This is a genomic window from Kaistella soli (assembly GCF_019038595.1).
Taxonomy (GTDB): domain Bacteria; phylum Bacteroidota; class Bacteroidia; order Flavobacteriales; family Weeksellaceae; genus Kaistella; species Kaistella soli.
Map to the genome: position 1 here is coordinate 351,568 of NZ_JAHOPF010000002.1, position 23,135 is coordinate 374,702.

Consider the following 23,135-nt stretch of genomic DNA (forward strand, 5'->3'; position numbering starts at 1 on the left):
GCAGAAATTCTGCGGTTAATTATTTAAATATCAATTTGATCAGATGTGAATCACCTCGCCATACGCTGCAGCAACTGCTTCCATTACCGCCTCCGAAATGGTTGGGTGCGGGTGGATTGATTTTAAAACTTCGTGTCCTGTAGTTTCCAGTTTTCTTGCAACCACTGCTTCCGCAATCATATCAGTTACACCGTCTCCTACCATGTGACATCCCAGCCACTCTCCATATTTCGCATCGAAAATCACTTTGATGAATCCGTCGGTATCACCGTTAGCAGTAGCTTTTCCTGAAGCTGAGAACGGGAATTTCCCAACTTTAATTTCGTATCCTTTTTCTTTTGCCTGTTTTTCAGTTAAACCGACAGACGCGATTTCCGGGTGACAGTAAGTACAGCCTGGAATATTGCCATAGTCGATTTTTTCAACATGCATGCCTTTAATTTTTTCCACACAGGTAATTCCCTCTGCAGAAGCCACGTGAGCCAAGGCCTGAGTCGGAAGGATATCCCCGATTGCGTAATATCCCGGAACTGAAGTCTCATACCACTCGTTCACCAAAACTCTTCCTTTGTCGGTCTGAATTCCAACTTCCTCAAAGCCCTGTCCTTCAATATTGGCGGCAATTCCAACTGCAGACAATAAGATATCGGCTTCCAGAGTAATATTTCCGGTGGCGGTTTTCACGTTGGCTTTTACGCCGTTTCCGCTGGTATCCACAGATTCTACGGAAGCATTGGTCATGATTTCAATTCCTGATTTTTTCAGAGATTTTTCAACATGTTTTGAAACTTCTTCATCCTCTACCGGAACAATGTTCGGCATGAATTCAACAACGGTAACTTTCGTTCCCATCGTATTGTAGAAATCAGCGAACTCAACACCGATAGCTCCTGAACCAACGATAATCATTGATTTTGGCTGCTCAGGAAGCGCAAGTGCCTGTCGGTATCCGATTACTTTTACACCATCCTGCGGTATATTTGGCAATTCTCTGGATCTCGCTCCTGTTGCAATGATAATATGTTCTGCTGAATATTCTGTGGCTTTACCTTCTTTATCGGTAACGCTTACTTTTTTTCCTTTTTGAACTTTTGCAGTTCCCATGATCACATCGATCTTATTTTTCTTCATCAGAAAAGAAATTCCTCCGCTCATTTTGGTAGCAACTCCTCTACTTCTCTGAATTACTTTAGAGAAATCGAAACCGGGATTCTCCACGGCGTTCAAACCATACTGATCCGCATGTTTCAGGTAATTGAAAACGTGAGCCGACTTCAGCAAAGCTTTGGTTGGGATACATCCCCAGTTCAGGCATATTCCGCCTAAATTTTCCTTTTCAATGATGGCGGTTTTGAAACCTAACTGTGCAGCTCTGATGGCCGTCACATATCCACCGGGACCACTGCCGATGACAATAATATCGTAGTTCATGAATTAATAAATTTATGCGAATTTACGGAAAATTTCTCATGATTTTATTATCCCATTCTTATTTAGAAAGAGGTTTGATAAGAGCGGCCAATCTGGTGTCAACTGTTTTTAAGCCAAAGTTGAAGCTGGGCAATTTCAGCAGTTTGACTCGTTACGATTTCCCGGCATAAATTTAACAGCTCTTTCTGTTTTCCATATTTAAGATAAACTTTGGCCATATCTACGGCACTCTGGTGATGGGGAATCATCTGTTGAGCGTAATCCTTATCGATATCGTCATAAATTTTGATTTCCTTATTCATCATCACTGACATTGATTGGTTGAGTTCCTTTTGAAAATTTTTGCTGTCCGCTGAAACTTCTTTATCCTCCGCGAATTTTTCCATCAATTTAATCTCCTGATTTTGTGCAGTAATCACTTTCCGGGCAAAAGATTTCAATTCCTCATTTTTTCCTTTTTTCAGAAGCAGTTCGGACATTTCCACAGCACCTTTGTGGTGTTCGATCATCATTTTAGCGAAATCTGCATCGTTGTTTCCTGAGGGTTTATCACTGTGCATTTCATCCATCATTCCAGTCATCAGAGCGGTCATTTCATTTTTGTTCTGTGTCTGCATTGGATGTGATTCGGATGTTTTATTTTCCTTTTTATTGCAGGCCATGCTTAATAATACAAGCGATATTGTAAATAATAACTTTCTCATAAGTCTGAAATTTCTCTTTCAGATGCAAAAACTGTGCATAAAAAAAGCAGACCGGAGTCTGCTTTTTTTGTTATTATTTAAAGATTAAATCTTTGGAAATTTTGCTGGGTTGCTCTCATTGAACATTGCATATACTTTCTCTACCATATCGTCAACACTTGGCTTGCTGAAATAATCGCCGTCACTTGCATACGCCGGTCTGTGGTTTTCTGCAGAAATCGTCAGCGGATCGGAATCCAGATATCTGAATGCTTTCTGTTTTTCAAGGATCTGCTGAAGAATGAAAGCTGAAGTTCCGCCTTCCACATCTTCGTCAATAACGACCAAACGGTTGGTTTTCTTCACACTTTTCACAATATCATGACTAAGGTCGAACGGGATTAAAGACTGAACATCTATCACTTCCGCTGAAATTCCGATTTTTTCCAGTTCTTCTGCCGCCTCCATGACGATTCTCCATGTAGATCCGTACGTAACCAGAGTAACATCTTCACCCTCTTTCGTCACTTCAATTTTCCCTACAGGAACAGTGAATTCTCCTAAATTATCCGGCTGCTTCTCTTTCAAACGGTAACCGTTCAGACATTCGACAATAACTGCCGGTTCGTCACTTTGAAGCATAGTATTATAAAATCCTGCCGCTTTGGTTAAATTTCTTGGTACCAGCACCAAAATTCCTTTTGAAAGATTAATGATCCCTGCCATCGGAGATCCGGAGTGCCAAACACCTTCCAGTCTGTGACCGCGCGTTCTGATGATTACCGGTGCTTTTTGCCCTCCTTTTGTCCGGTACTGAACCGTTGCCAGATCGTCGCTCATTCCCTGCAGACAGTACAGGATATAATCGAGATACTGGATTTCTGCGATCGGCCTTAAACCGCGCATTGCCATTCCGATTCCCTGTCCTAAAATAGTGGCTTCACGGATTCCGGTATCTGCGATTCTTAATTCGCCGTATTTTTCCTGAAGACCTTCCAGGCCCTGGTTTACATCACCAATATTTCCCGTATCTTCACCGAAAACCAAAGTTTCAGGATATTTGCTGAAAATTTTATCAAAATTATTACGGACAACCACTCTACCGTCCACGGTTTCTGAACTGTCAGAAAAAACAGGCGGTACTTCTTTTACATTAGTAGCTTTCCACTGAGACTGAGAATATAAATGGGAAGAATAATTGTCTTTTTCAACCGCATAAATTTCGTCAAATTTGCTCTGAAGACTTTGTCTTTCAGCAGAATCCTTTCCTCGAGTCAGCAATAAAGACTTTCTCACCAAGTGGAAAATATCTCTTTTGGAAACAGAAATTATTTTACTGAATTTTTCAATTTCCGGAGCGATTTCCGGCTGAACCGTTTTTAAAGTTTCCACTAAAGGCAGCACACTGCTTTTTACATCCTGAATACTTTTCTGATAATGATCCCAGGCAGCTTTCTGTCCGTCTTTAACACGCTTTTTTGCTTCTGCTTCGATCGCTTCCAATTCTTCTGCAGTTGCAAGGAGTTCATCTTTTCCTTCAATTTCGATTGAGTAATTGAGTATCCACTCTTTAAATTTTTCTAATGCGTCGAAATCAGTTTCAAAACCTAAACGGTCATGGTTTTTATATCTTTCATGCGAACCTGACGTGGAATGTCCCTGTGGCTGGGTAACTTCAACAACATGTACAACGACGGGAACGCTTTCAACTCTGGCAAAATGTTCTGCTTTTGCATAAGCATCTAGAAGTGACGGATAATCCCAGGCTTTTACCTGAATGATTTCGCAACCCTGATTTTGACCTTCCGTTCTCTGGAAACCTGAAAGCATTTCAGCAATATCCGCTTTTGCACGCTGATTATGGGTGGGAACAGAAATCCCGTAACCGTCATCCCAAATAGAAACAATCATCGGAACCTGAAGAGCACAAGCTGCATTCAGTGTTTCCCAGAAATGACCTTCAGCTGTAGATGCATCACCAATGGTACCGAAAGCGACCTCATTACCTCCGTTGGAGAATTTTTCAGAGCCTTCAAATTTTACATCTTTATAAATTTTAGATGCCTGAGCCAATCCTAAAAGCCTCGGCATCTGTCCTGCAGTAGGTGAAATGTCAGAAGAGATATTTTTCTGCGCGATTAAGTTTTTCCAGCTTCCGTCTTCATTCAGACTTCTTGTAGCATAATGCCCGTTCATCTGTCGGCCCGCTGAGGCAGGTTCGCGCTCTACGCTGGTATCGGCATACAATTGTGCAAAAAAACTTTCCACGGTTACCGCACCAATCACCATTGCAAATGTTTGGTCCCGGTAATACCCGGAACGGAAATCACCATCTTTAAAAACTTTTGCCATCGCAAGCTGGGGCAATTCTTTACCGTCACCGAAAATCCCAAACTTCGCCTTTCCTGTCAGCACTTCCCGTCTTCCGAGATAGGACATTTCACGGGAAATTCTTCCAAGCTTATAATCTTCTAAAACATTGTTTTTAAAATCCTGAAATGAGATTTCTTGAGTTTCTATATAGGTTTCTTCCATAACAAGTGGTATTTTACAAAGATACGAAAATAAGGAAACTTAATATAACACCAAACAACAAAGCTGTTATTTTGGTGTATCTATAAAAAGGCCCTTCCGCGAATATACCGCGGAAGGACCAAACACAAATGATGAAAAAAAATATTTAGTTTAAGGGGTTACTTTTTTGGTGGAGGTAAGATTTCTCCGTCAACTTCACTTATAGGAGCAGTTGGCTGTTCTATTTCTAAAGCGTCAGTTGCATTTTTACCTGACAGGTTATTGGAAGAATCCTGTACTTTTTGTAATGTTGCCATTTCCTCCGGTGACATTACATCGTCTGACTGTCTGCAAGATTGTACTGTTAATATAGTAATAACTGCTGCTGCGATAAAGGCTGATTTTTTCATATGTTTATTTTTTTACAAATGTATCGCGGCTGACCCATACACCGCAAAAAAAACAACCGTTAGTTTATAAAAAATCACAAGCATATTGTAAAATCTATGCTGTTTTTTTAAAAAAATTGCAGTAATATTGTAAAATAAATGGTGAAAAATATCTTATATCCTTATTAACCAATTTATTAGGGCTTTATGCAGTTGAAATTTTTAACATCGCTTTTTTTTATCTTTTTCCTGTTTTTTTTTACAAATCTGCGTGCCCAAAGCTCAGCAATTGCCAATTTGAGCAATGAAGAAATAGAAAAAAAGATAGATTACTACAGTAATGATCATACTAAAGCATGGGAGCTGATTAATTTATATATTAAAAAATCAAAAAAAGAGAAAAATAATGAAGCACTGTTCTATGCTTACCGTTATGCAAGCATGAGCAGCACTTATCCTTCAAACATAAATTATGCAGACAGTGCATTAGTTATCGCCAAAAAGGCAAATGTTAAAAAGATTCTGCTTGATGGCTATCTTAACCGTGGGAACATCAATATGGCCGAGGAATTTTATCAAAAAGCCCTTGATGATATTTTGATTGCCAATAAACTTTCACAGGAATATGGGAATGAATACATCTTCAACAAAACAATTTACATCATCGCCCAAAACAAAATATATCTCGGGCAATATGAAGATGCGAAGAAAGAGTTGGTTATATGTCTGAAATTTTTTAAGGACAATCTGCAGAAACAGACATCATTGGGAAAAAACTACCAGATGTATTATGTCTACTCTTTAATGAGTCTTATCGATTCAAATACAAAACTTGGGCAGTTTAGTGAGAATAAAGCACTATTAAAAGAGGCTTTTGATTATCTTCAGGAAAATAAACTACCGCAATATGTCCCATACTTTATTTCGTCTGAAGGCACTAACGCATATTATTCGAAAGATTACCAAACTGCAATCTCCAAATTATCTGAAGCCATCAGACTTTACAATGATCAGTGGGAACATAATACAGAAGTTTTCTACCTTGGACTTTCTTACTGGAATATCGGCAAAAAGACTTTAGCTATTAAATATCTGGAGGAAATTGATAAACATTACAATAAAACTAAAAAACTCGATCCCCAGTTCCGGTCTGCCTATGAGATTTTAATTAAATATTACCATTCTATCGGCGATACCCAGAAGCAGCTTGAATATATTAATAAACTGATGTTCCTTGACCGGTCTTATGAAAAAAACTTCAAATATCTGTATCAAAGGATTGTAAAAGAATATGACACCACAAAACTGATCGCTGAAAAAAACAGAATTGAAAATACACTGGAAAATCAAAGAACTGTTTTCCTAACGGTATCGAGCTTACTCGTACTTGGGTTTCTGATTTTCGGTTTCCGCATTTATCGCGAAAAACAGAATTACAAAAAGAGGTTTGAAGAGATTATTGCCAGACAGAACAAAATACATCCGGCACAGGAAAACCTTATTACCGATCCGGCTGAGACGGAGTACAAACAGACTTTCGATTATGATTATTATAATAAAATCCCCGGACTCAACCCTATTTTTGTTGAAAACATCTTAAAGCAGCTTGAAATTTTTGAAAGCGAGAATAAATTTCTTGATCCGCAGATTTCCCAAAAAATGCTGAGTGAGGAACTCGGCACCAACTCTACTTACTTTTCCAAAATTATCAATTCCTATAAAGGAAAGAATTTCACACTCTATATAAATGATCTCCGGTTGGATTATATTATTGACCATCTCAAAAATGATGTAAAATATATCAATATGGATGTAAAAGAATTGGCCAGTATCTCCGGGTTCTCCAGTACTGAAAACTTTTCAGATAATTTCCGCAGAAAATTTGATTTAAAACCCTCCGTATTTATTAAAATGATGAAAAATAATTACAAACCGGATTCTGTTTAAAAATCTTACTGTTAATTTATTGTTTTAATCACATAAAAAATCGGAGCCTAATTGGCTCCGATTTCTGTAAAACGTAAAATTTAAATTATGAATTTAATTTTTAAGGTTAGTATTAAAGTCTAGATCTGTTTCCTTTATATAAGCATCAATAATATCAAATGCTTTCTGTTCATCCTGCAGATTCACCATCAGTCTTATCGTGTTTGCAGTGGGGGTTGTCGTAAAAGACATGTATTTGTCGTTTAAAAAACTGGTCACATCCTGAGCATCCAGTTTAGACTTTATCAATTGAATTTCAGATGGGTTTTCACTTTCAAAAACGGACACTCTTGTTTCTCTTTCCATATTCATTTCGGTTTTGAGTTTTAAAATTACTAAATATTTACCGAAAATATCTGTTAACTTTTCATAAAATTTACAAGATATTAATCACCATTAAAATTTCTCAAATCCAGGCGCACAAAACTTCAGTTAAATATGACTGATACCCCGGGCAATTTTATCCAGAGCGATTTGAATTTCTTCCTTTGTAACGTTAAGATGTGGACGGAAACGGATGGATTGGTCTCCGCACGCAAGAATAATTAACCCGTCATCGTACAGCACCTCACGCATTTTATCGCGGGCAGCTCCACTCGGCAAATCGATCGCACACATTAATCCTCTTCCTCTGGCGTTTGAAATCTTGTCAGGAAATTGCTGCTGTAATTTTTGAAGACCTTCGAGAAGATATTCGCCTACGATTCTTGCATTTTCAACCAGGTTTTCTTTTTCTATTACTTCCAAAACCAACTGAAAACGAAGCATATCAATAAAATTACCTCCGAATGTGGAATTAATTCTTGAACTTTCTCTGAACACATTTTGAGGAATTTCATCAAATTTTTCTTTATTTGCTAAAACCCCGCAAACCTGTGCTTTTTTTCCGAAGGAAATAATATCAGGTTTGGCTGTAAAATGCTCGAAAGCCCACATTTTTCCGGTAATTCCGATGCCTGTTTGAACTTCGTCAAAAATTAACAGAATTTCGTTTTCGTCGCAGATATTCCTCAATCCTACCAAAAACTCGTCACGGAAATGGTTATCACCACCTTCAGCCTGGATAGGTTCAATAATGATACATGCCACCTTATTTGGATTTGAAAGAATTGCTTCCTGGATATGAAGCAAAGCCAGCTGTTCATTTTTAATGGTTTCCTCTAAATTCTCTTCAGTAATTGGGAAATTTAAGTGTGGATTGATGATTCTGGGCCAGTCGAATTTTGGGAAATACTGATACTTTCGAGGATCTGAAGTATTGGTTAAACTCAAAGTATAACCGCTTCTACCGTGAAACGCCTGTTGGAAATGAATACAGATTCCTGCTTCCAGATCTAAACCTTTTTCAAAATTTTTGCGGGTTTTCCAGTCAAAACAGGCTTTCATTGCATTTTCGACGCCCATTGTTCCGCCCTCAATGAAAAAAGCATACTGCAGTTCTTTCGGAATGGCTACTCTTTCAAAAACCTCCATAAAGTCAGCAAATTCCTGAGAATATACGTCAGCTAAAGTTGGTTTGTTGACCGCCATTTTTCCCAGCCATGCCGATCTTTCCATTAAATAAGGATGATTGTAGCCGATCGATGCTGAGCCGAACATGGAAAACATATCGAGAAATTCTTTGCCGGTATTTCGGTCATGAATCCAGGTTCCGTGGGATTTTTCGATATCCATCACGAAATCGAAACCATCAGCAAGCAAGTGTCTGCCTAGGATTTCTTTTACTTTATTTGTAGTCTGAGGGTGAGAAGCAATTGCGTCGTTCATATATTTTGTTTAAGATTTGAGGATTAAAGTTTTATAAAATCCTGTCCGAATTTTAAAGTCCGACAGGATTATTTAATTTTAGAAATTACATCAGGAAAACATTTTACAAATCAAATTTAATTCCCTGTGCCAGAGGCAGACTTGCAGTATAATTAATAGTATTGGTCTGTCTCCTCATGTAGTATTTCCATGCGTCTGAACCTGATTCGCGACCACCCCCGGTTTCTTTTTCGCCGCCGAAAGCACCACCGATTTCCGCACCGGAAGTACCGATATTCACATTGGCAATTCCACAGTCGGAACCGGCCTGTGAAAGGAAAAGTTCTGCTTCGCGAAGATTTTGGGTCATAATTGCTGAACTCAGTCCTTGCGGAACATCATTCTGCATATCGATCGCCTCTTCAAGATTTTTATATTTCATGATATAAAGAATCGGGGCAAAAGTTTCGTGCTGAACAATTTTGAAAGAATTTTCCACTTCTGCAATGCACGGTTTTACGTAACATCCTGACCCATATTTTTCTCCGTCAAGAACACCGCCTTCAACCACAAATTTCCCGCCTTCCGCTTTACATTTCTCGATAGAATCCAAATACTGTTTTACCGCATCTTTGTCAATCACAGGACCTACATGATTATTTTCGTCCAAAGGATTTCCAATTTTTAATTGACCATAAGCTTTTACCAAACGGTTTTTCACTTCGTCATAAACAGATTCATGAATAATTAAACGTCGTGTTGAAGTACATCTTTGGCCAGCAGTTCCCACGGCACCGAAAACTGCACCGATAATGGACATATCCAGATCTGCATTTTCAGTGATGATAATCGAATTGTTTCCGCCAAGCTCAAGAATTGATTTTCCGAATCTTTCCGCTACGGTTTTCCCAACAATACGTCCGACTCTTGTAGAACCGGTAAAGGAAACTAACGCTACATTTTTATCGTTTACCAGCTGCTCGCCAATTTTATGGTCGCCTACAATCATTGTAGAAATTCCTTCCGGAAGGTTATTTTCTTTTAAAACCTGAGCAATGATATTCTGGCAGGCAATACCGCAAAGCGGAGTTTTTTCTGATGGCTTCCAGATGGTTACGTTTCCGCAAATCCACGATAAAGCAGTATTCCAAGACCAAACTGCAACCGGAAAATTGAAGGCAGAGATAATTCCTACCACTCCCAGCGGATGATACTGCTCGTACATGCGGTGGCCAGGTCTTTCGGAATGCATCGTAAAACCGTGAAGCTGCCGCGAAAGTCCTACTGCGAAATCACAGATATCGATCATTTCCTGAACTTCGCCCAGACCTTCCTGCAAGGATTTTCCCATTTCATAGGAAACCAGCTTCCCCAGATCATCTTTATATTCACGGAGTTTCTGCCCAAACTGACGTACCAGTTCTCCCCTTTTCGGGGACGGAATCATCCGGAATTCTTTAAAAGCTGATTTTGCCGTTTCGATAACGGTATTGTAATCTTCTGAACTTGCTGTCTGTATTTTTGCGATCAACTGGCCGTCGGTTGGGGAATAGCTTTCAAGCAAATCGCCGTTACCAAAGTAATTACCGCCAGATGAAACTCCTTTATTTTCTTTTGAGATTCCTAAATTTCTAAGTGTTTTTTCAATTCCGAAAACATCGGTTTTTGTAGACATATATTTAAATTTGAGTTGAGTTTAAAGATATGAATTTTAGGCAAATCTGGAAAACTTCTAGAATTAATTAAAATAAATCATGTTATCACAAGCTTTTTAATGGATATGTCACTTGATTGGGAAATAGTGTGTTGATCTGATATTCAATTTAGATTAAAAATAAATAAGTAATTTTGGCAAAAGTATAGCAATGGAAAATAAACAGCCGGAAAACGACAGAAACGGGAAAATGAAAATGTGGTTCAAACGCGTAGGAGTAGGCGGTTTGATATTTTTTACGCTTAAAGGAATTGCGTGGCTTTTTATTTTTTATTTCGGGGCTGAAATGTTTCAGGATTGTTCAGGAAATTAACTAATCCAGTCTTCTTTTTTGATCTCGTAAACCACATTTATCTTCGGCAATTCACCAAAATAGGCGATTTCTTCTTCCCGCATTTTTTCCGCTCCAAGTCTCTCCATCGCAATCTGCGAGCGGATATTATCTTTACCGACGTGAAAAATAACGGTTTCTACGTACTGGAAAATATAATCAAGCATCACTTTTTTAATCTGAGGATTTACATTTTTCCCCCACGAATTTCTTCCGTAAAAAGTGTAACCTATCAGAATAGAACTGTTTTCTTCATCGAAATCATAAAATCTTGTACATCCTAAAACTTCGCCGGAATCTTTACTCACCACCAAAAAAGCGCCTTTGCTTTCGATAGCTCCTTTGAAAAAATTCTCGAAGACTTCCCTTTTATAACGCTCTTTATTTGGATGCTGTTCCCAAACTTTCGGATCGGACGCAACATCGTATAGCCTTTCAAAATCGTTTTCCTGTAAGGGAATCAATTTAAAATTTTCGTTTTCTAAAATGGTTTGAACAGAGAAATCCATGATATTTTTTTAAAGATAAATAAGTTTTGATGAAATACAGAATTCTTAAAAATGAGTTTCAGAATTAAAAAAGGATCGCATTTTCAAGTTCGAGTAATTTCTGTTTTCGCCAGATTCCTCCTCCATAACCGGTTAATGTTCCGTTGCTCCCGATTACTCTGTGACATGGGATTAAAATGGAAATCTTATTCATTCCGTTCGCATTGGCCACCGCACGGACTTTTTTTGCATCACCCAAAACCTCCGACTGCTTTCTGTAATTCCAGGTTTCGCCGTAAGGGATTTTCTGCAGTATTTTCCAGACGCTTTTCTGAAATTCAGTTCCTACAGGACTTAAAGAAACGGTAAATTCTTTGAGTTTTCCGTCAAAATATAATTTCAGTTCTTGTTCGAGAATTTTAAAATGTCTATTTTCACCTAAAACAATGGTCCCGTTCAGTGATTTTGCCAAATCTTTGAATTCTGTTTCCAGCATTTTACGGTCTGTAAATTCGAGCATGCAGATTCCTTCTTCAGTGGCGGCTGCATACATGGTTCCGATCGGAGTTTCAATTCTTTTAAGGTCGATAATTTTCTGCTCCTTAGAATTTTTCGGTGACACACCAAATATATTTCTGAAACTTTCGCTGAACCCGCTTAAGCTTTCAAAACCGCTTTCATAAGCAGTTTCGATAATATTTTCACCCTGCTGCAGTTTTTTAAAAGCCGTGTTTAATCTGAACATTCTCTGAAAGGCCTGAAAAGTCATTCCGTGATTTTTCTGAAACCATCTTCTCATCGTAGCCGGTTCGATACCGCGTTTTACCAGATCGTAATCTTTAAACTTCTGCGCCGGATTTTCCCTTAATTCATGCAGAATCTGCTGGATATATTCCGGAGTTTCATCAGGGTTTTCCAGAGGTTTACAAACTTTACAAGGTCTGTAACCTTTAAGAATTGCAGCTTTTGTCGACTGGAAAAATTCCACATTTTCCGGTTTTGGTTTTCTGGCGCGGCAGATAGGGCGGCAAAAAATTCCGGTGGTTTTTACACCCATCCAAAAAACACCTTCAAAATCGGGGTTTTTGTCGAGTGAAGCCTGATACATGATTTCGGTTGAAAGTTCCATTGTGTAAATTTAATGCAAATTTATGTTTGGATAAAAAGCTTTGCAACCGAAAAATTGACAAGTATTTTTAATTCCTCAATAAAAAAATGTCTCAAAATTTTGAGACATTCAGTTTTACTTTTTGCGGGTATCAATAAATTCATAAGAGTCATTGCTCATGCTTATGCTTATACTCTGCGATTTGAACTTCACCTGATTTTTATTGAGTACGGAATAGGTATAAACATCCGTCTGTTCAGATTCTTCGTGAAATTCATAAAATTTATTACCTTCAACCCACCAGTTTCCGGTTTCCTGAGTTTTTTGACTTAGGCCGTTTTGAGTAAATACAAAATCTAAGATGAAAGTTCCGTCAGCATTTCGGGTCATATCCCATTTTTTTTCAACACCTTCAATCTGCTGATCTTTTTCGGAACCTGACCAAACGCCAACCAAACGGCTGTCAATTTTCTTACCGTTTTCTAAAGTTTTAACATGGTTTGAACATGAAATGACCAAAAAAGACATCAATAAAAGCAACAGACCTGATTTTAAAAATTTTGACATATTTATTTTATTTCTTAATTATTTTTTCGCGGCCGCATCTTTTTCAATCTGCTTAATTTCCTTCAGTTTTTCTACAATTTTTGTAACGGTGTCCGGTTTAGCGGTTTTCAAAGGAACGGTTACTTTTGTGACATCCCATTTCATTACCAAATCTAATGAACTGTCATCCACAGGATTCAGTTCAATTGCGAACCATTCCTGTGTTTCGGATAGTTTCTGAACCGGCACCACAATATCAGTCACATTTAATTTTTCATCGTATTCATAGGCTCCCCATTGCTGAGCGTCTTTATTCAAAATGATTTTCCATTCTTTTTCAGTTGGGATCACAAACAAACCGTAAGTTCCGGCCGGAACTGTTTTTCCGCCAAAAGTGACAGACTGCTCGAAAGTTAATTTTGTAGAAGAATTTGCTCCCGCACGCCACACTTTTCCAAAAGGAACGAGTTCGCCGAAAATTTTTCTTCCTTTTACGCCCGGTCTGCCGTAATCAACGGTGATTTTGGACATAGAGAACTGCTGTTCCACTTTCTGGCGCGGACTTGAGGCAGGAATCGTGAACTGTGAATAAGCTGAAACAGAAATCGCTAAAAGCGCAGTAAATAATAGTTTTTTCATTTTACAATTTTAATTTTTTAAAGATAAAAAAAATTGATGAATGAAAAACAGCTTTATTAATACAGAGAACGCGCCCTAAGGCGCGTTCAATATAAATTATGTAATTATAGAATTACATCTTCTCCATCTTAAAACTCATACTTTCAATGACTTTTAAAATTGCTTCCACCGTATCCATCGAAGTCAGACAAGGAACCCCGTTTTCTACGGAAGTTCTGCGGATCTGGAAACCGTCTCTTTCTGACTGTTTTCCTTTGGTCATCGTATTTACAATGTACTGAACTTTCCCGGTTTGGATGAGATCGATCAGATTAATTTCAGGATTTTCTTCGATTTTGTAACCGATTTTTGTTCGGACTCCGTTTTCTTCGAAGAACTTTGCAGTTCCCTCGGTTGCCCAGATTTTAAAACCAATTTCTTGAAAACGTCTTGCCAGTTCACAGGCTTCTTCTTTATGTTTATCCGCAACGGTGAAAAGTATCGCACCGTGGAGCGGCATTTTGCGTCCTGAGCCAATTAAACCTTTATAAAGGGCTTTTTCCAAAGTGGTGTCTTTCCCCATCACTTCTCCTGTGGATTTCATTTCCGGTCCGAGAGAAATATCTACTTTGGCTAATTTTGAGAAGGAAAATACCGGAACTTTTACGAAAATTCCTTCTTTATTCGGAGCCAAACCGTTTTTGTAACCTAAGTCTTTTAATTTTTTTCCGAGAATTACCTTTGTTGCAAGATTTGCCATCGGTATTTCGGTAATTTTAGAAAGGAAAGGAACGGTTCTGCTCGATCTTGGATTTACTTCAATTACGTAGACATTTCCTTCAGAAAGGACATATTGAATATTCATTAAACCAATTACATTCAAGCCTTTCGCGAGTCTTTCGGTGTAATCAACCAGTGTTGCAATCTGTTCTTCTGAAATATTCTGAGGAGGATAAACCGCGATTGAATCTCCCGAATGAACGCCGGCTCTCTCAATATGTTCCATAATTCCAGGAATTACGACTGTTTCGCCATCAGAAATCGCATCAACTTCCACTTCTTTTCCGGTTAAATAGCGGTCAATCAAAATAGGATGTTCCGAACTTTCCTTCACCGCATTCGTCATATAATGGCTGAGATCTTTTTCGTCGTAAACGATTTCCATGGCTCTTCCACCCAAAACATAACTCGGACGAACCAACACCGGGAACCCAATTTCGTTCGCGATAACCAAAGCTTCTTCTTTGGTAAAGCAGGTTTTTCCCAAAGGTTGCGGAATTCCCATTTCCTGAAGCGCGGCTTCAAATTTATTCCGGTTTTCAGCGCGGTCTAAATCTTCCAGGGAAGTTCCAAGAATCTGAACACCGTGTGCAGCTAATTTATCAGCTAAATTTATTGCTGTCTGTCCGCCAAACTGCACCACAACACCTTTTGGTTTTTCAAGTTCGATGATGTTCATTACATCTTCTTCCGTCAAAGGTTCGAAATAAAGTTTATCAGAAATCGAGAAATCGGTGGAAACCGTTTCCGGATTATTATTAATGATAATGGCTTCGTAGCCGAGCTCTTTAATCGCCCAAACCGAGTGAACGGTCGCATAATCAAATTCAACTCCTTGTCCAATTCTGATCGGGCCGGAACCGAGAACGATTATTTTTTCGCGGTCAGATGGAATACTTTCGTTTTCTTCTTCGTAAGTTCCGTAGAAATAGGGTGTTTCGCTTTCGAACTCCGCAGCGCAGGTATCAACCATCTTGTAAACAGGCATTACTGCATTATTTTTCCTGAAATCAAAGATGGTCTTCTGATCTGATTCCCAAAGATGCGCGATATGCAGATCTGCAAACCCAAGTTTTTTGGCCTGCAACAATATTTCTTTATCGAATTTATTCTCAGCAATTATGTTTTCAAAATCAATGAGTTTCTTGATTTTCCAGATGAAAAATTTGTCGATCTTACTCCACTCCACTATTTTTTCCCAATCGTAACCTCTTCTTAGCGCATCGCCAATAATGAAAAGTCTCTCATCGTCACAAACGCGGATTCTTCTTTCAATTTCTTCGTCGGTTAACGCTTCTGCCTGTTTGGTTTTTAATCCGATATGTCTTAAACCTGTTTCCAGAGAACGGATGGCTTTCTGTAAAGATTCTTCGAAATTTCTTCCGATAGCCATTACTTCTCCGGTCGCTTTCATTTGGGTGGAAAGTCGGCGGTCTGCTGTTTCAAATTTATCGAACGGAAATCTCGGGAATTTCGTTACCACATAATCCAGAGCCGGCTCGAAACAAGCGTAAGTCTTACCTGTCACCGGATTCATGATTTCATCCAGGGTTAAACCTACTGCAATTTTAGCTGCAATTTTAGCAATCGGATATCCGGTTGCCTTACTCGCTAAAGCTGATGAACGCGAAACCCGTGGATTAACCTCAATGATATAATATTGAAAAGAATGCGGATCCAAAGCCAACTGTACGTTGCAGCCTCCTTCAATTCCTAATGCACGGATAATTTTTAAAGAAGAATTTCGCAACATCTGATATTCCCGGTCTGATAAAGTCTGCGAAGGCGCCACCACAATGGAATCTCCGGTATGAACTCCGACCGCATCAATGTTTTCCATATTACAAACGACGATCGCGTTGTCGTTTTTATCGCGCATTACCTCGTACTCGATTTCTTTGAAACCGGCGATTGATTTTTCGATCAGACATTGAGTAACTGGTGAATATTTCAGACCGAAACTTGCAATTTCTTTGAGTTCATCGTCGTTGTTTGCAATTCCGCCACCGGTTCCTCCCATTGTAAAAGCTGGACGCACAATAATAGGGTAACCAATATTATGGGCAAATTCCAAAGCTCCCTGAACGGTATTTACAATATCAGAATCCGGAACAGGTTCGTTGAGTTCCCTCATCAGTTCACGGAACAAATCACGGTCTTCAGCCTGATTGATCGCAGAAAGTTTTGTACCCAAAACTTCCACTTTACATTCTTCCAAAATCCCGGAGTTCTGAAGTTCCACTGCCATATTTAATCCGGTCTGTCCGCCTAAAGTAGGCAAAAGCGCATCGGGACGCTCCTTTCTGATGATATGACTTACGAACTGAAGTGAAATAGGTTCAATATAAACTTTGTCGGCAATTTCGACATCAGTCATAATGGTGGCAGGATTAGAATTAATCAGAATCACTTTATAACCTTCTTCTCTAAGCGCCAGACAAGCCTGTGTTCCTGCATAATCGAATTCAGCTGCCTGTCCGATAATAATGGGACCGGAACCGATAACGAGGATTGTTTTTATGTCGTTTCTTTTCATTTTTTAATTCCTAAGATTTATTTTGCTTTAAATTCCTGCATCAACTCAACAAAATCATCAAAAAGATAATTGGCATCTTCCGGTCCTGGACTTGCTTCCGGGTGATACTGTACGGAAAAACACGGATGAATTTTGTGTCTCAAACCTTCATTGGTTCTGTCATTAAGTGCGATATGCGTTTCCTCCAGATCTGTATTTTTCAGAGACTCCTGATCTACCGCGTAACCATGATTCTGGGAAGTGATGGCGACTTTGTTTTTCTCTAAATCCAAAACCGGATGGTTTCCGCCACGGTGACCAAATTTAAGTTTAAATGTTTTTGCGCCACATGCCAAACCAATCAGCTGATGACCCAGACAGATTCCAAAAATCGGTACTTTTCCGAGCAAACCATTGATCAGTTCAGAAGCTCCTTTCACATCTTCCGGATCTCCGGGACCGTTGGAAAGCATGATTCCGTCGGGATTCATGAGTAAAATTTCTTCTGCAGTAACATTTTGGGAAACAACTTTTACATCGCAGTCTCTTTGCGCAAGTTCGCGCAGAATACCGAGTTTCGAACCGAAATCTACCAAGACCACATTCAATCCCCGTCCTGGATTTGCGTAGGCGGTTTTTGTGGAAACCATTTCCACCTGATTGATAGGAAAATCGGTTGATTTAAGCGTTTCAATTACTGAATTTTCGTCAGCATTTTCATCGACGATTTTACCTTTTACCACGCCTTTGCTCCGTAAAACTCTGGTCAGCCTTCTGGTATCAATTCCGGAAATTCCGGACAATTTCTTTTTCTGAAAAAATTCGTCAAGCGTAAGCTGATTCCGAAAATTCGACGGAAAATCGCAAAGTTCTTTTACAATTAAACCTTTAATCGCGGGTTCGAGGCTTTCGTAATCGTCCCGGTTAATGCCGTAATTTCCGATGAGCGGATAGGTCATACAGACAATCTGCCCACAATAAGACGGATCGGAAATAAGCTCCTGATAGCCTGTCATTCCGGTGTTGAAGACCACTTCCCCGTCGGTTTCCAGATTGGCTCCGAAACCTTCGCCGTGGAACACTTCACCAGATTCTAATACTAGTTTCTTTTTCATTTTTATTTCACTCATTTTTAGATTCGCAAAAGGCAGATTCCTTCAATTTTATTTAAATTCAAATCCTGATTTTTCCAAGGTGTGTTTTAAAATGGCCATTCTTGCGAACACGCCGTTTTCCATCTGTTTGAAAATCCGGGACCGTGAACATTCTACCAAATCATTGTGTATTTCTACGCCTCTGTTGATGGGCGCGGGATGCATGATGATGGCATCTTTCTGCATTATTTTTTCACGTTCCAGCGTCAAACCGAATTTTTTATGGTAACTGTCCAGAGAAATATTCATTTTTTCATCATGTCTTTCATGCTGAATTCTCAGCAGCATCAAAACATCCACTTCTCTTACCAGTTCGTCGATAGAGTGATAAGTTCCATTGATAATTGTTCCCTCATCAAACCATTTTTCGGGACCGGAAAAATAAACTTTAGCTCCTAATTTTCGCAAAGCTTCAGCATTGGAATTTGCTACTCTGCTGTGTTTTACATCGCCTACAATTCCGATTTTCAATCCTTTGAATTTCCCGAATTCCTGATGAATAGTCATTAGATCCAAAAGGGTCTGCGAAGGATGATTGCCTGTTCCGTCGCCTCCGTTGATGATTGGGATACCGATATTTTTCAGGTCCTGATAAAATTTATCCTGTTTATGACGGATAACTAAAAGATTCATGCCTAAACTTTTAAGCGTTTTCACCGTATCATAAAGGGATTCTCCTTTGTTTACAGAACTTGCACTGATATCAAACGGTATTACATTTAATCCCAATTTACGCTCAGCAATATGGAAACTGGTTTTGGTTCGCGTGCTGTCTTCAAAAAAAAGGTTGGACACATAAATCTCTTCTTTGGCTTTGAGAATTTTTCCTTTGGAAAATTCATCTGCAGCTTTCAATAAAGAATTAATTTTTTCTACGGTTAAATCTGTGGTTGTTAACATAGTTTTTCAGTTTAAATCAAAAAAAAACGAAGCCAAAAGGCTTCGTTAAATAAAACAAATATTGTTGATGTCGGCATCGCTACCTACCTGTAAATCGTCTAATGGGAATGTTCCTTTCATTAGGTGCAAAGATAGAAATTTATTTTGAACATGAAAAATCAATTTTTAAAAATGTGAACATTAGGAATCTTATATTCAGTTAAAATACAGAACAGTCCAATATAAATAGAGAGCATCTTCCAAAAAAAGAGTTGAAAAATATTCTGATAAAAGAATTAGTTTTTTCACGAAAGACATCCAAATCAAATCTTACTCATTCTACATATTGTACATGTGCTAAATTAATATATATTTGCTAAAAAAGTATAGTTATGCCTAATTCATGTCCGAAATGCCAGCAAAAGAATGTGGTGAAAAGTGGAATTGTGAAGGAACGCCAGCGGTTTCTCTGCCGCGAATGCAACTACTATTTTACCGTAAAAAAACTCGGCAAACAGATTGATGACTACTACGTCACCAAAGCACTCCAATTATATCTTGAAGGTCTTTCATTTCGGGAGATAGAAAGAATTATCGGTGTTTCTCATGTTACGGTAAGTTCCTGGATCAAAAAATACAACATCAAAAGACCTCCCCATGCAGAATTTCATACGACCTATAAAGTTTTCAAACAAAGCGAACTGATTACGTTCATGCAAAGTGAAGAAAACATCAAAGGTTCCGGACTTATCATTACAGAATTCGGCGATAAATACATGATGATCAAATGGGAAAGATTCAAGAAGTAAATGGATAAAACACCAGATTCACTGATTTAAAAATCCTTTAATTTTACTTTTATAATTACAAGACTATACTCTTAGCATAAATATATATTAAATTTCTTCAGATAAATTTTTAGTTTCATTTTCGTTCCGATAAAAAAAACTGCTAAAAATTATCAAACCATGAAGAAATTATCATTTTCATTAGGAATACTCTCTTCCCTATTCTTTAATATTTATATCACGGCACAGGAAACGCCATCTAATGCAGACCTTTTAAAGAGAATTGAAGCTCTGGAAGCCGAGAAGAACAAACCAAAAGAATGGGACGCTTCCCTTTATGGCTGGGTAAGAGCAGAATATAACTTTGACAGCCGGCAGTCAGCTTACTCAAGAGAATACCAGCTGAATCTTTATCCTCTCGATAAAAAACTTGATGCTGCGGGAAAAGACATTAATGATGCCGGGGCAAGTAATTTTTTAGCGATCACATCGCGAGTTGGAATTAAATTTAAAGGGCCGGACGTTTGGGGTGCAAAAGCCAGCGGTAATATCGAAGCCGATTTTTTCGGAAATACAGAAGTCAACAAAACCTCAGCAGGTAGCGGCAGTACAGGCCTTTTACGACTCCGCCACGCAACGGCAACGCTCACCTGGCCAAAGACCGCGGTCACTTTTGGGCAAACGTGGTACCCATCTTTTATTCCTGACGTTTTTCCCGGGGTAGCCAATTTCAACACGGGAATTCTCTTTAATCCTTTTGGATGGGCCGGTCAGATTAAAGTGACTCAAAAAATCACTCCCGAATTATCTTTCAGCGCGGTTGCTTACAAAGACCGTGAATTTCAAACTGCCAATGCAACCGGCGCTTCTCCCAATTCAGCCACATTCAATTCTTATCTGCCCACATTTCATGGTCAACTTCAGTACAGAAACAAATTTATAACTGCCGGTGCAGGTGCAGAATACCAGTCGCTGAAACCTGTTATCGAATCCGGAGGTTTATCTTCCGACGAAAAAGTAAATTCGGAAATGTTTTTTGGATATTTTAAATATTCCAACGAAAAAATTATTGCAAAACTATACGGAATCACCGGCGGAAATCTGCATCACCTGGTAATGATTGGCGGTTTTGCTGGATATGAAAATCCTAACGGACCGGAATCTTACAAACCCACCAAAACCTCTGCTTTTTGGGTAGATATTGCCAGTGCAAATCCTAAAATTGCGCCGGGCGCTTTCTTCGGATACACTAAAAATTCAGGAACGGATGCAGGTTTTAAAAATCTTTATGCCAGAGGAGTTTCGGGAACGAGAATTCTGGATGATGTGTGGCGTGCTTCTGCAAGAGTAGATTTCAAACAGAATAAATTCAGTATTTCTCCTGAAATAGAATACACTGCAGCAAAATGGGGAGATTTAACTCCGGAAGCCACTGCAGGACCTAATATTAAGGATGTTGGCAATTTCCGCGGAATGGTTAGGGTAATGTATTCTTTCTAATTTCATTCTGTCAAAGCGATATTTTACATTTTAAACCACAAAACAAATACTAATATGAGTAGAAAATTTAAAACTCAGCAGGAGCATGACGCTTATGTTGAAGAAAAGAAAAAAAACAAAACTATTTGGGGCGTTATCATGGCTTCATCTTTGGGAACCCTGATTGAATGGTACGATTTCTACATCTTCGGAAGTTTAGCTGTCGTACTTGCCACCAAATTTTTTCCGGCAGATAATCCCACTGCAGCATTTCTTTCAACCTTAGCCACTTTTGCCGCAGGCTTTGTGGTAAGACCTTTCGGAGCATTATTCTTCGGGAGACTTGGTGATATTATCGGGAGAAAATATACCTTTTTAGTGACGCTGCTGATCATGGGTTTTTCCACTTTCCTGATTGGCTGTGTACCGAGTTTTGAAACCATTGGATATTTTGCGCCGGTTTTGGTATTAATTTTAAGACTATTACAGGGACTTGCCCTTGGAGGAGAATATGGCGGCGCTGCAACTTATGTAGCAGAATATTCACAGCCCCACCGCCGCGGTTACTGGACTTCCTGGATTCAAACAACCGCAACCTCAGGTCTTTTCATTTCTCTAATTGTAATTCTTGTAACCAAAACATCACTTTCCTCCGAAGAATTTGACAGCTGGGGATGGAGAATTCCTTTCTGGATTTCGATCTTAATGGTTGGGGTTTCGTACGTGATCCGCAGAAATATGAAGGAATCACCCCTATTTGCAAAAGCAAAAAAAGAAGGGAAAACATCAACGAATCCGCTTAAAGAAAGTTTCGGGAACAAATTCAACTTCAAATTCGTTTTGCTCGCACTTTTCGGCGCTGTTATGGGACAGGGAGTTATATGGTACACAGGACAGTTTTACGCAATGAGTTTCATGCAGAAAGTAATGAATATCGATTCTGCGCAGGTAGATTCCATGATGGCACTTGCATTATTCTTGGGAACGCCGCTTTTCATCCTTTTCGGTTGGCTTTCTGATAAAGTAGGAAGAAAACCAATTATGATGATCGGGATGCTGCTCGCCATTATTGCGTACCGGCCGATCTACAAAACCATGTACACTTCCGTCAATATTGAAAGTAAAACATTGGCAGACAAAGGTCTTACAGAAAAAAGAACCGCAAAAGTACACGGAAAAATCGCTACGGACAGCCTTGTCACTTTCCATACAGAAAAAGTATTTACCGACGGAACATTGCTGAAAAAGGACAGTACCGTACACTGGGCGGCCGCAGGACCTGTAATGCAGAACGGAAAAACAGAAGCTCCGCTCATCAAAGAGAGCATCACAGTAAATCCGGATACCCGATGGTTATTGGTATTAATGGTGTTTATACAGGTCGTTTTTGTAACGATGGTTTACGGACCTATTGCCGCATTTTTAGTGGAAATGTTCCCCATCCGGATCCGTTATACTTCGATGTCTCTGCCCTATCATATCGGAAACGGTATTTTCGGAGGATTGCTTCCGGCGGTGGCGACGTATATGGTAACTTCAGGAAAAGAAGCAGGTCATGCAGAGTGGTTTCTTCAGGGACTTTGGTACCCCATCGTGGTTGCCGGTGTTTGTGTGGTCATCGGGACTATATATCTGAAAACAAAAAACAAAAGTCTTGCAGAAGATGAATAAAGCAAATAAATAGAAATATGATTTACCGCTTTAAACTCTGTAAGTTCTTCTCTATCAAATTTTACTAACTTTAAAAAACAAAAAAATGAATTCAATTAAAAAAATATTAGGGGTGGTCTGGCTGATTTTGGCAGTCGTTGTAGCCTATCTGGGACTTACCGTCTTCGGGATTCCCAAAATTATATCAGACAAGCAGGAAGACAATGTCTTCGGATGGATTATCCTTACTATCCTCATGCCGATTATTGTTGGCGGATTGGGCATGTTCGGATGGTATTCGCTGACCGGTGAATATTCTGACGAAAAACTTTAAGA

At 39.0% G+C, this 23,135-nt stretch carries 20 protein-coding genes; 6 read left to right on the top strand and 14 right to left on the bottom strand.

Annotated elements, in window-relative coordinates; genetic code table 11:
- Positions 1-39 precede the first annotated feature (39 nt).
- The 4 genes from lpdA to KSK37_RS04720 form a co-directional block, all read right to left on the bottom strand.
- Complete coding sequence (gene lpdA, locus KSK37_RS04705) at positions 40-1,431, bottom strand: dihydrolipoyl dehydrogenase (protein ID WP_217199732.1); 1,392 nt, start codon at positions 1,429-1,431, stop codon at positions 40-42.
- Positions 1,432-1,529: 98 nt separating this feature from the next.
- Positions 1,530-2,135: a DUF305 domain-containing protein gene (locus KSK37_RS04710; protein WP_217199733.1), complete on the bottom strand. Its 606-nt coding sequence runs from the start codon at positions 2,133-2,135 to the stop codon at positions 1,530-1,532.
- An 84-nt stretch (positions 2,136-2,219) separates the two neighbouring features.
- Complete coding sequence (locus KSK37_RS04715) at positions 2,220-4,649, bottom strand: alpha-ketoacid dehydrogenase subunit alpha/beta (protein WP_217199735.1); 2,430 nt, start codon at positions 4,647-4,649, stop codon at positions 2,220-2,222.
- Between the two features lie 158 nt (positions 4,650-4,807).
- Positions 4,808-5,038, bottom strand: a complete 231-nt coding sequence (locus KSK37_RS04720; protein ID WP_217199737.1) for a hypothetical protein — start codon at positions 5,036-5,038, stop codon at positions 4,808-4,810.
- A gap of 276 nt (positions 5,039-5,314) precedes the next feature.
- On the opposite strand from KSK37_RS04720, the gene KSK37_RS04725 reads away from it, so the two are divergent.
- Positions 5,315-6,964, top strand: a complete 1,650-nt coding sequence (locus KSK37_RS04725; RefSeq protein ID WP_217199739.1) for a helix-turn-helix domain-containing protein — start codon at positions 5,315-5,317, stop codon at positions 6,962-6,964.
- Between the two features lie 93 nt (positions 6,965-7,057).
- Here the strand turns inward: KSK37_RS04725 and KSK37_RS04730 are convergent, their stop codons facing one another.
- From KSK37_RS04730 to amaB, 3 genes are all read right to left on the bottom strand, one after another.
- The gene (locus KSK37_RS04730; protein WP_217199741.1) at positions 7,058-7,309 is read right to left on the bottom strand and encodes a putative signal transducing protein; all 252 of its coding nucleotides are present in this window, start codon (positions 7,307-7,309) and stop codon (positions 7,058-7,060) included.
- 126 nt (positions 7,310-7,435) lie between these two features.
- Positions 7,436-8,770: an L-lysine 6-transaminase gene (lat, locus tag KSK37_RS04735; RefSeq protein ID WP_217199744.1), complete on the bottom strand. Its 1,335-nt coding sequence runs from the start codon at positions 8,768-8,770 to the stop codon at positions 7,436-7,438.
- A gap of 103 nt (positions 8,771-8,873) precedes the next feature.
- Positions 8,874-10,424: an L-piperidine-6-carboxylate dehydrogenase gene (amaB, locus tag KSK37_RS04740; protein ID WP_088360002.1), complete on the bottom strand. Its 1,551-nt coding sequence runs from the start codon at positions 10,422-10,424 to the stop codon at positions 8,874-8,876.
- Between the two features lie 190 nt (positions 10,425-10,614).
- Between amaB and KSK37_RS04745 the strand changes: the two genes are divergently transcribed.
- A complete protein-coding gene (locus KSK37_RS04745; RefSeq protein ID WP_217199746.1) occupies positions 10,615-10,776 on the top strand; it encodes a hypothetical protein in 162 nt (53 codons plus the stop codon).
- Here the strand turns inward: KSK37_RS04745 and KSK37_RS04750 are convergent.
- From KSK37_RS04750 to KSK37_RS04780, 7 genes are all read right to left on the bottom strand, one after another.
- A complete protein-coding gene (locus KSK37_RS04750; protein WP_217199747.1) occupies positions 10,773-11,303 on the bottom strand; it encodes a GNAT family N-acetyltransferase in 531 nt (176 codons plus the stop codon). The genes KSK37_RS04745 and KSK37_RS04750 overlap by 4 nt on opposite strands.
- Positions 11,304-11,367: 64 nt before the next feature.
- Positions 11,368-12,411 (bottom strand): bifunctional transcriptional activator/DNA repair enzyme AdaA, encoded by a 1,044-nt coding sequence (locus tag KSK37_RS14145; protein ID WP_217199748.1) that lies wholly within the window; start codon positions 12,409-12,411, stop codon positions 11,368-11,370.
- A gap of 114 nt (positions 12,412-12,525) precedes the next feature.
- A complete protein-coding gene (locus KSK37_RS04760; RefSeq protein ID WP_144264873.1) occupies positions 12,526-12,957 on the bottom strand; it encodes a lipocalin family protein in 432 nt (143 codons plus the stop codon).
- An 18-nt stretch (positions 12,958-12,975) separates the two neighbouring features.
- A complete protein-coding gene (locus KSK37_RS04765; RefSeq protein ID WP_217199749.1) occupies positions 12,976-13,575 on the bottom strand; it encodes a DUF2911 domain-containing protein in 600 nt (199 codons plus the stop codon).
- 112 nt (positions 13,576-13,687) lie between these two features.
- Positions 13,688-16,870 carry a carbamoyl-phosphate synthase large subunit gene (gene carB / locus KSK37_RS04770; RefSeq protein ID WP_217199750.1) on the bottom strand — a complete coding sequence of 1,061 codons (3,183 nt, stop codon included), beginning with the start codon at positions 16,868-16,870 and terminating at the stop codon, positions 13,688-13,690.
- Positions 16,871-16,887: 17 nt separating this feature from the next.
- The gene (gene carA, locus KSK37_RS04775; protein ID WP_217199752.1) at positions 16,888-17,964 is read right to left on the bottom strand and encodes a glutamine-hydrolyzing carbamoyl-phosphate synthase small subunit; all 1,077 of its coding nucleotides are present in this window, start codon (positions 17,962-17,964) and stop codon (positions 16,888-16,890) included.
- Positions 17,965-18,012: 48 nt separating this feature from the next.
- Positions 18,013-18,903: an aspartate carbamoyltransferase catalytic subunit gene (locus KSK37_RS04780; RefSeq protein ID WP_217199754.1), complete on the bottom strand. Its 891-nt coding sequence runs from the start codon at positions 18,901-18,903 to the stop codon at positions 18,013-18,015.
- Positions 18,904-19,274: 371 nt separating this feature from the next.
- Between KSK37_RS04780 and KSK37_RS04785 the strand changes: the two genes are divergently transcribed.
- The 4 genes from KSK37_RS04785 (at position 19,275) to KSK37_RS04800 (ending at position 23,133) form a co-directional block, all read left to right on the top strand.
- Positions 19,275-19,691 carry an IS1/IS1595 family N-terminal zinc-binding domain-containing protein gene (locus tag KSK37_RS04785; protein WP_217199756.1) on the top strand — a complete coding sequence of 139 codons (417 nt, stop codon included), beginning with the start codon at positions 19,275-19,277 and terminating at the stop codon, positions 19,689-19,691.
- Between the two features lie 159 nt (positions 19,692-19,850).
- Positions 19,851-21,170: a hypothetical protein gene (locus tag KSK37_RS04790; protein WP_217199758.1), complete on the top strand. Its 1,320-nt coding sequence runs from the start codon at positions 19,851-19,853 to the stop codon at positions 21,168-21,170.
- 54 nt (positions 21,171-21,224) lie between these two features.
- On the top strand, positions 21,225-22,820 hold the full coding sequence (locus tag KSK37_RS04795; RefSeq protein WP_246566236.1) for an MFS transporter: 1,596 nt from the start codon (positions 21,225-21,227) through the stop codon (positions 22,818-22,820).
- Between the two features lie 85 nt (positions 22,821-22,905).
- Entirely contained in the window at positions 22,906-23,133 is a 228-nt protein-coding gene (locus KSK37_RS04800) for a DUF6814 family protein (RefSeq protein ID WP_088360012.1), read from the top strand.
- The last annotated feature ends 2 nt before the right edge of the window (positions 23,134-23,135 follow it).

What these genes read in the sequence shown, in the direction of transcription:
- lpdA (WP_217199732.1), bottom strand. Translation starts at nt 1,431, where the DNA reads ATGAACTACGATATTATTGTCATCGGCAGTGGTCCCGGTGGATATGTG.
- KSK37_RS04710 (WP_217199733.1), bottom strand. Translation starts at nt 2,135, where the DNA reads ATGAGAAAGTTATTATTTACAATATCGCTTGTATTATTAAGCATGGCC.
- KSK37_RS04715 (WP_217199735.1), bottom strand. Translation starts at nt 4,649, where the DNA reads ATGGAAGAAACCTATATAGAAACTCAAGAAATCTCATTTCAGGATTTT.
- KSK37_RS04720 (WP_217199737.1), bottom strand. Translation starts at nt 5,038, where the DNA reads ATGAAAAAATCAGCCTTTATCGCAGCAGCAGTTATTACTATATTAACA.
- KSK37_RS04730 (WP_217199741.1), bottom strand. Translation starts at nt 7,309, where the DNA reads ATGGAAAGAGAAACAAGAGTGTCCGTTTTTGAAAGTGAAAACCCATCT.
- lat (WP_217199744.1), bottom strand. Translation starts at nt 8,770, where the DNA reads ATGAACGACGCAATTGCTTCTCACCCTCAGACTACAAATAAAGTAAAA.
- amaB (WP_088360002.1), bottom strand. Translation starts at nt 10,424, where the DNA reads ATGTCTACAAAAACCGATGTTTTCGGAATTGAAAAAACACTTAGAAAT.
- KSK37_RS04745 (WP_217199746.1), top strand. Translation starts at nt 10,615, where the DNA reads ATGGAAAATAAACAGCCGGAAAACGACAGAAACGGGAAAATGAAAATG.
- KSK37_RS04750 (WP_217199747.1), bottom strand. Translation starts at nt 11,303, where the DNA reads ATGGATTTCTCTGTTCAAACCATTTTAGAAAACGAAAATTTTAAATTG.
- KSK37_RS14145 (WP_217199748.1), bottom strand. Translation starts at nt 12,411, where the DNA reads ATGGAACTTTCAACCGAAATCATGTATCAGGCTTCACTCGACAAAAAC.
- KSK37_RS04760 (WP_144264873.1), bottom strand. Translation starts at nt 12,957, where the DNA reads ATGTCAAAATTTTTAAAATCAGGTCTGTTGCTTTTATTGATGTCTTTT.
- KSK37_RS04765 (WP_217199749.1), bottom strand. Translation starts at nt 13,575, where the DNA reads ATGAAAAAACTATTATTTACTGCGCTTTTAGCGATTTCTGTTTCAGCT.
- carB (WP_217199750.1), bottom strand. Translation starts at nt 16,870, where the DNA reads ATGAAAAGAAACGACATAAAAACAATCCTCGTTATCGGTTCCGGTCCC.
- carA (WP_217199752.1), bottom strand. Translation starts at nt 17,964, where the DNA reads ATGAAAAAGAAACTAGTATTAGAATCTGGTGAAGTGTTCCACGGCGAA.
- KSK37_RS04780 (WP_217199754.1), bottom strand. Translation starts at nt 18,903, where the DNA reads ATGTTAACAACCACAGATTTAACCGTAGAAAAAATTAATTCTTTATTG.
- KSK37_RS04785 (WP_217199756.1), top strand. Translation starts at nt 19,275, where the DNA reads ATGCCTAATTCATGTCCGAAATGCCAGCAAAAGAATGTGGTGAAAAGT.
- KSK37_RS04790 (WP_217199758.1), top strand. Translation starts at nt 19,851, where the DNA reads ATGAAGAAATTATCATTTTCATTAGGAATACTCTCTTCCCTATTCTTT.
- KSK37_RS04795 (WP_246566236.1), top strand. Translation starts at nt 21,225, where the DNA reads ATGAGTAGAAAATTTAAAACTCAGCAGGAGCATGACGCTTATGTTGAA.
- KSK37_RS04800 (WP_088360012.1), top strand. Translation starts at nt 22,906, where the DNA reads ATGAATTCAATTAAAAAAATATTAGGGGTGGTCTGGCTGATTTTGGCA.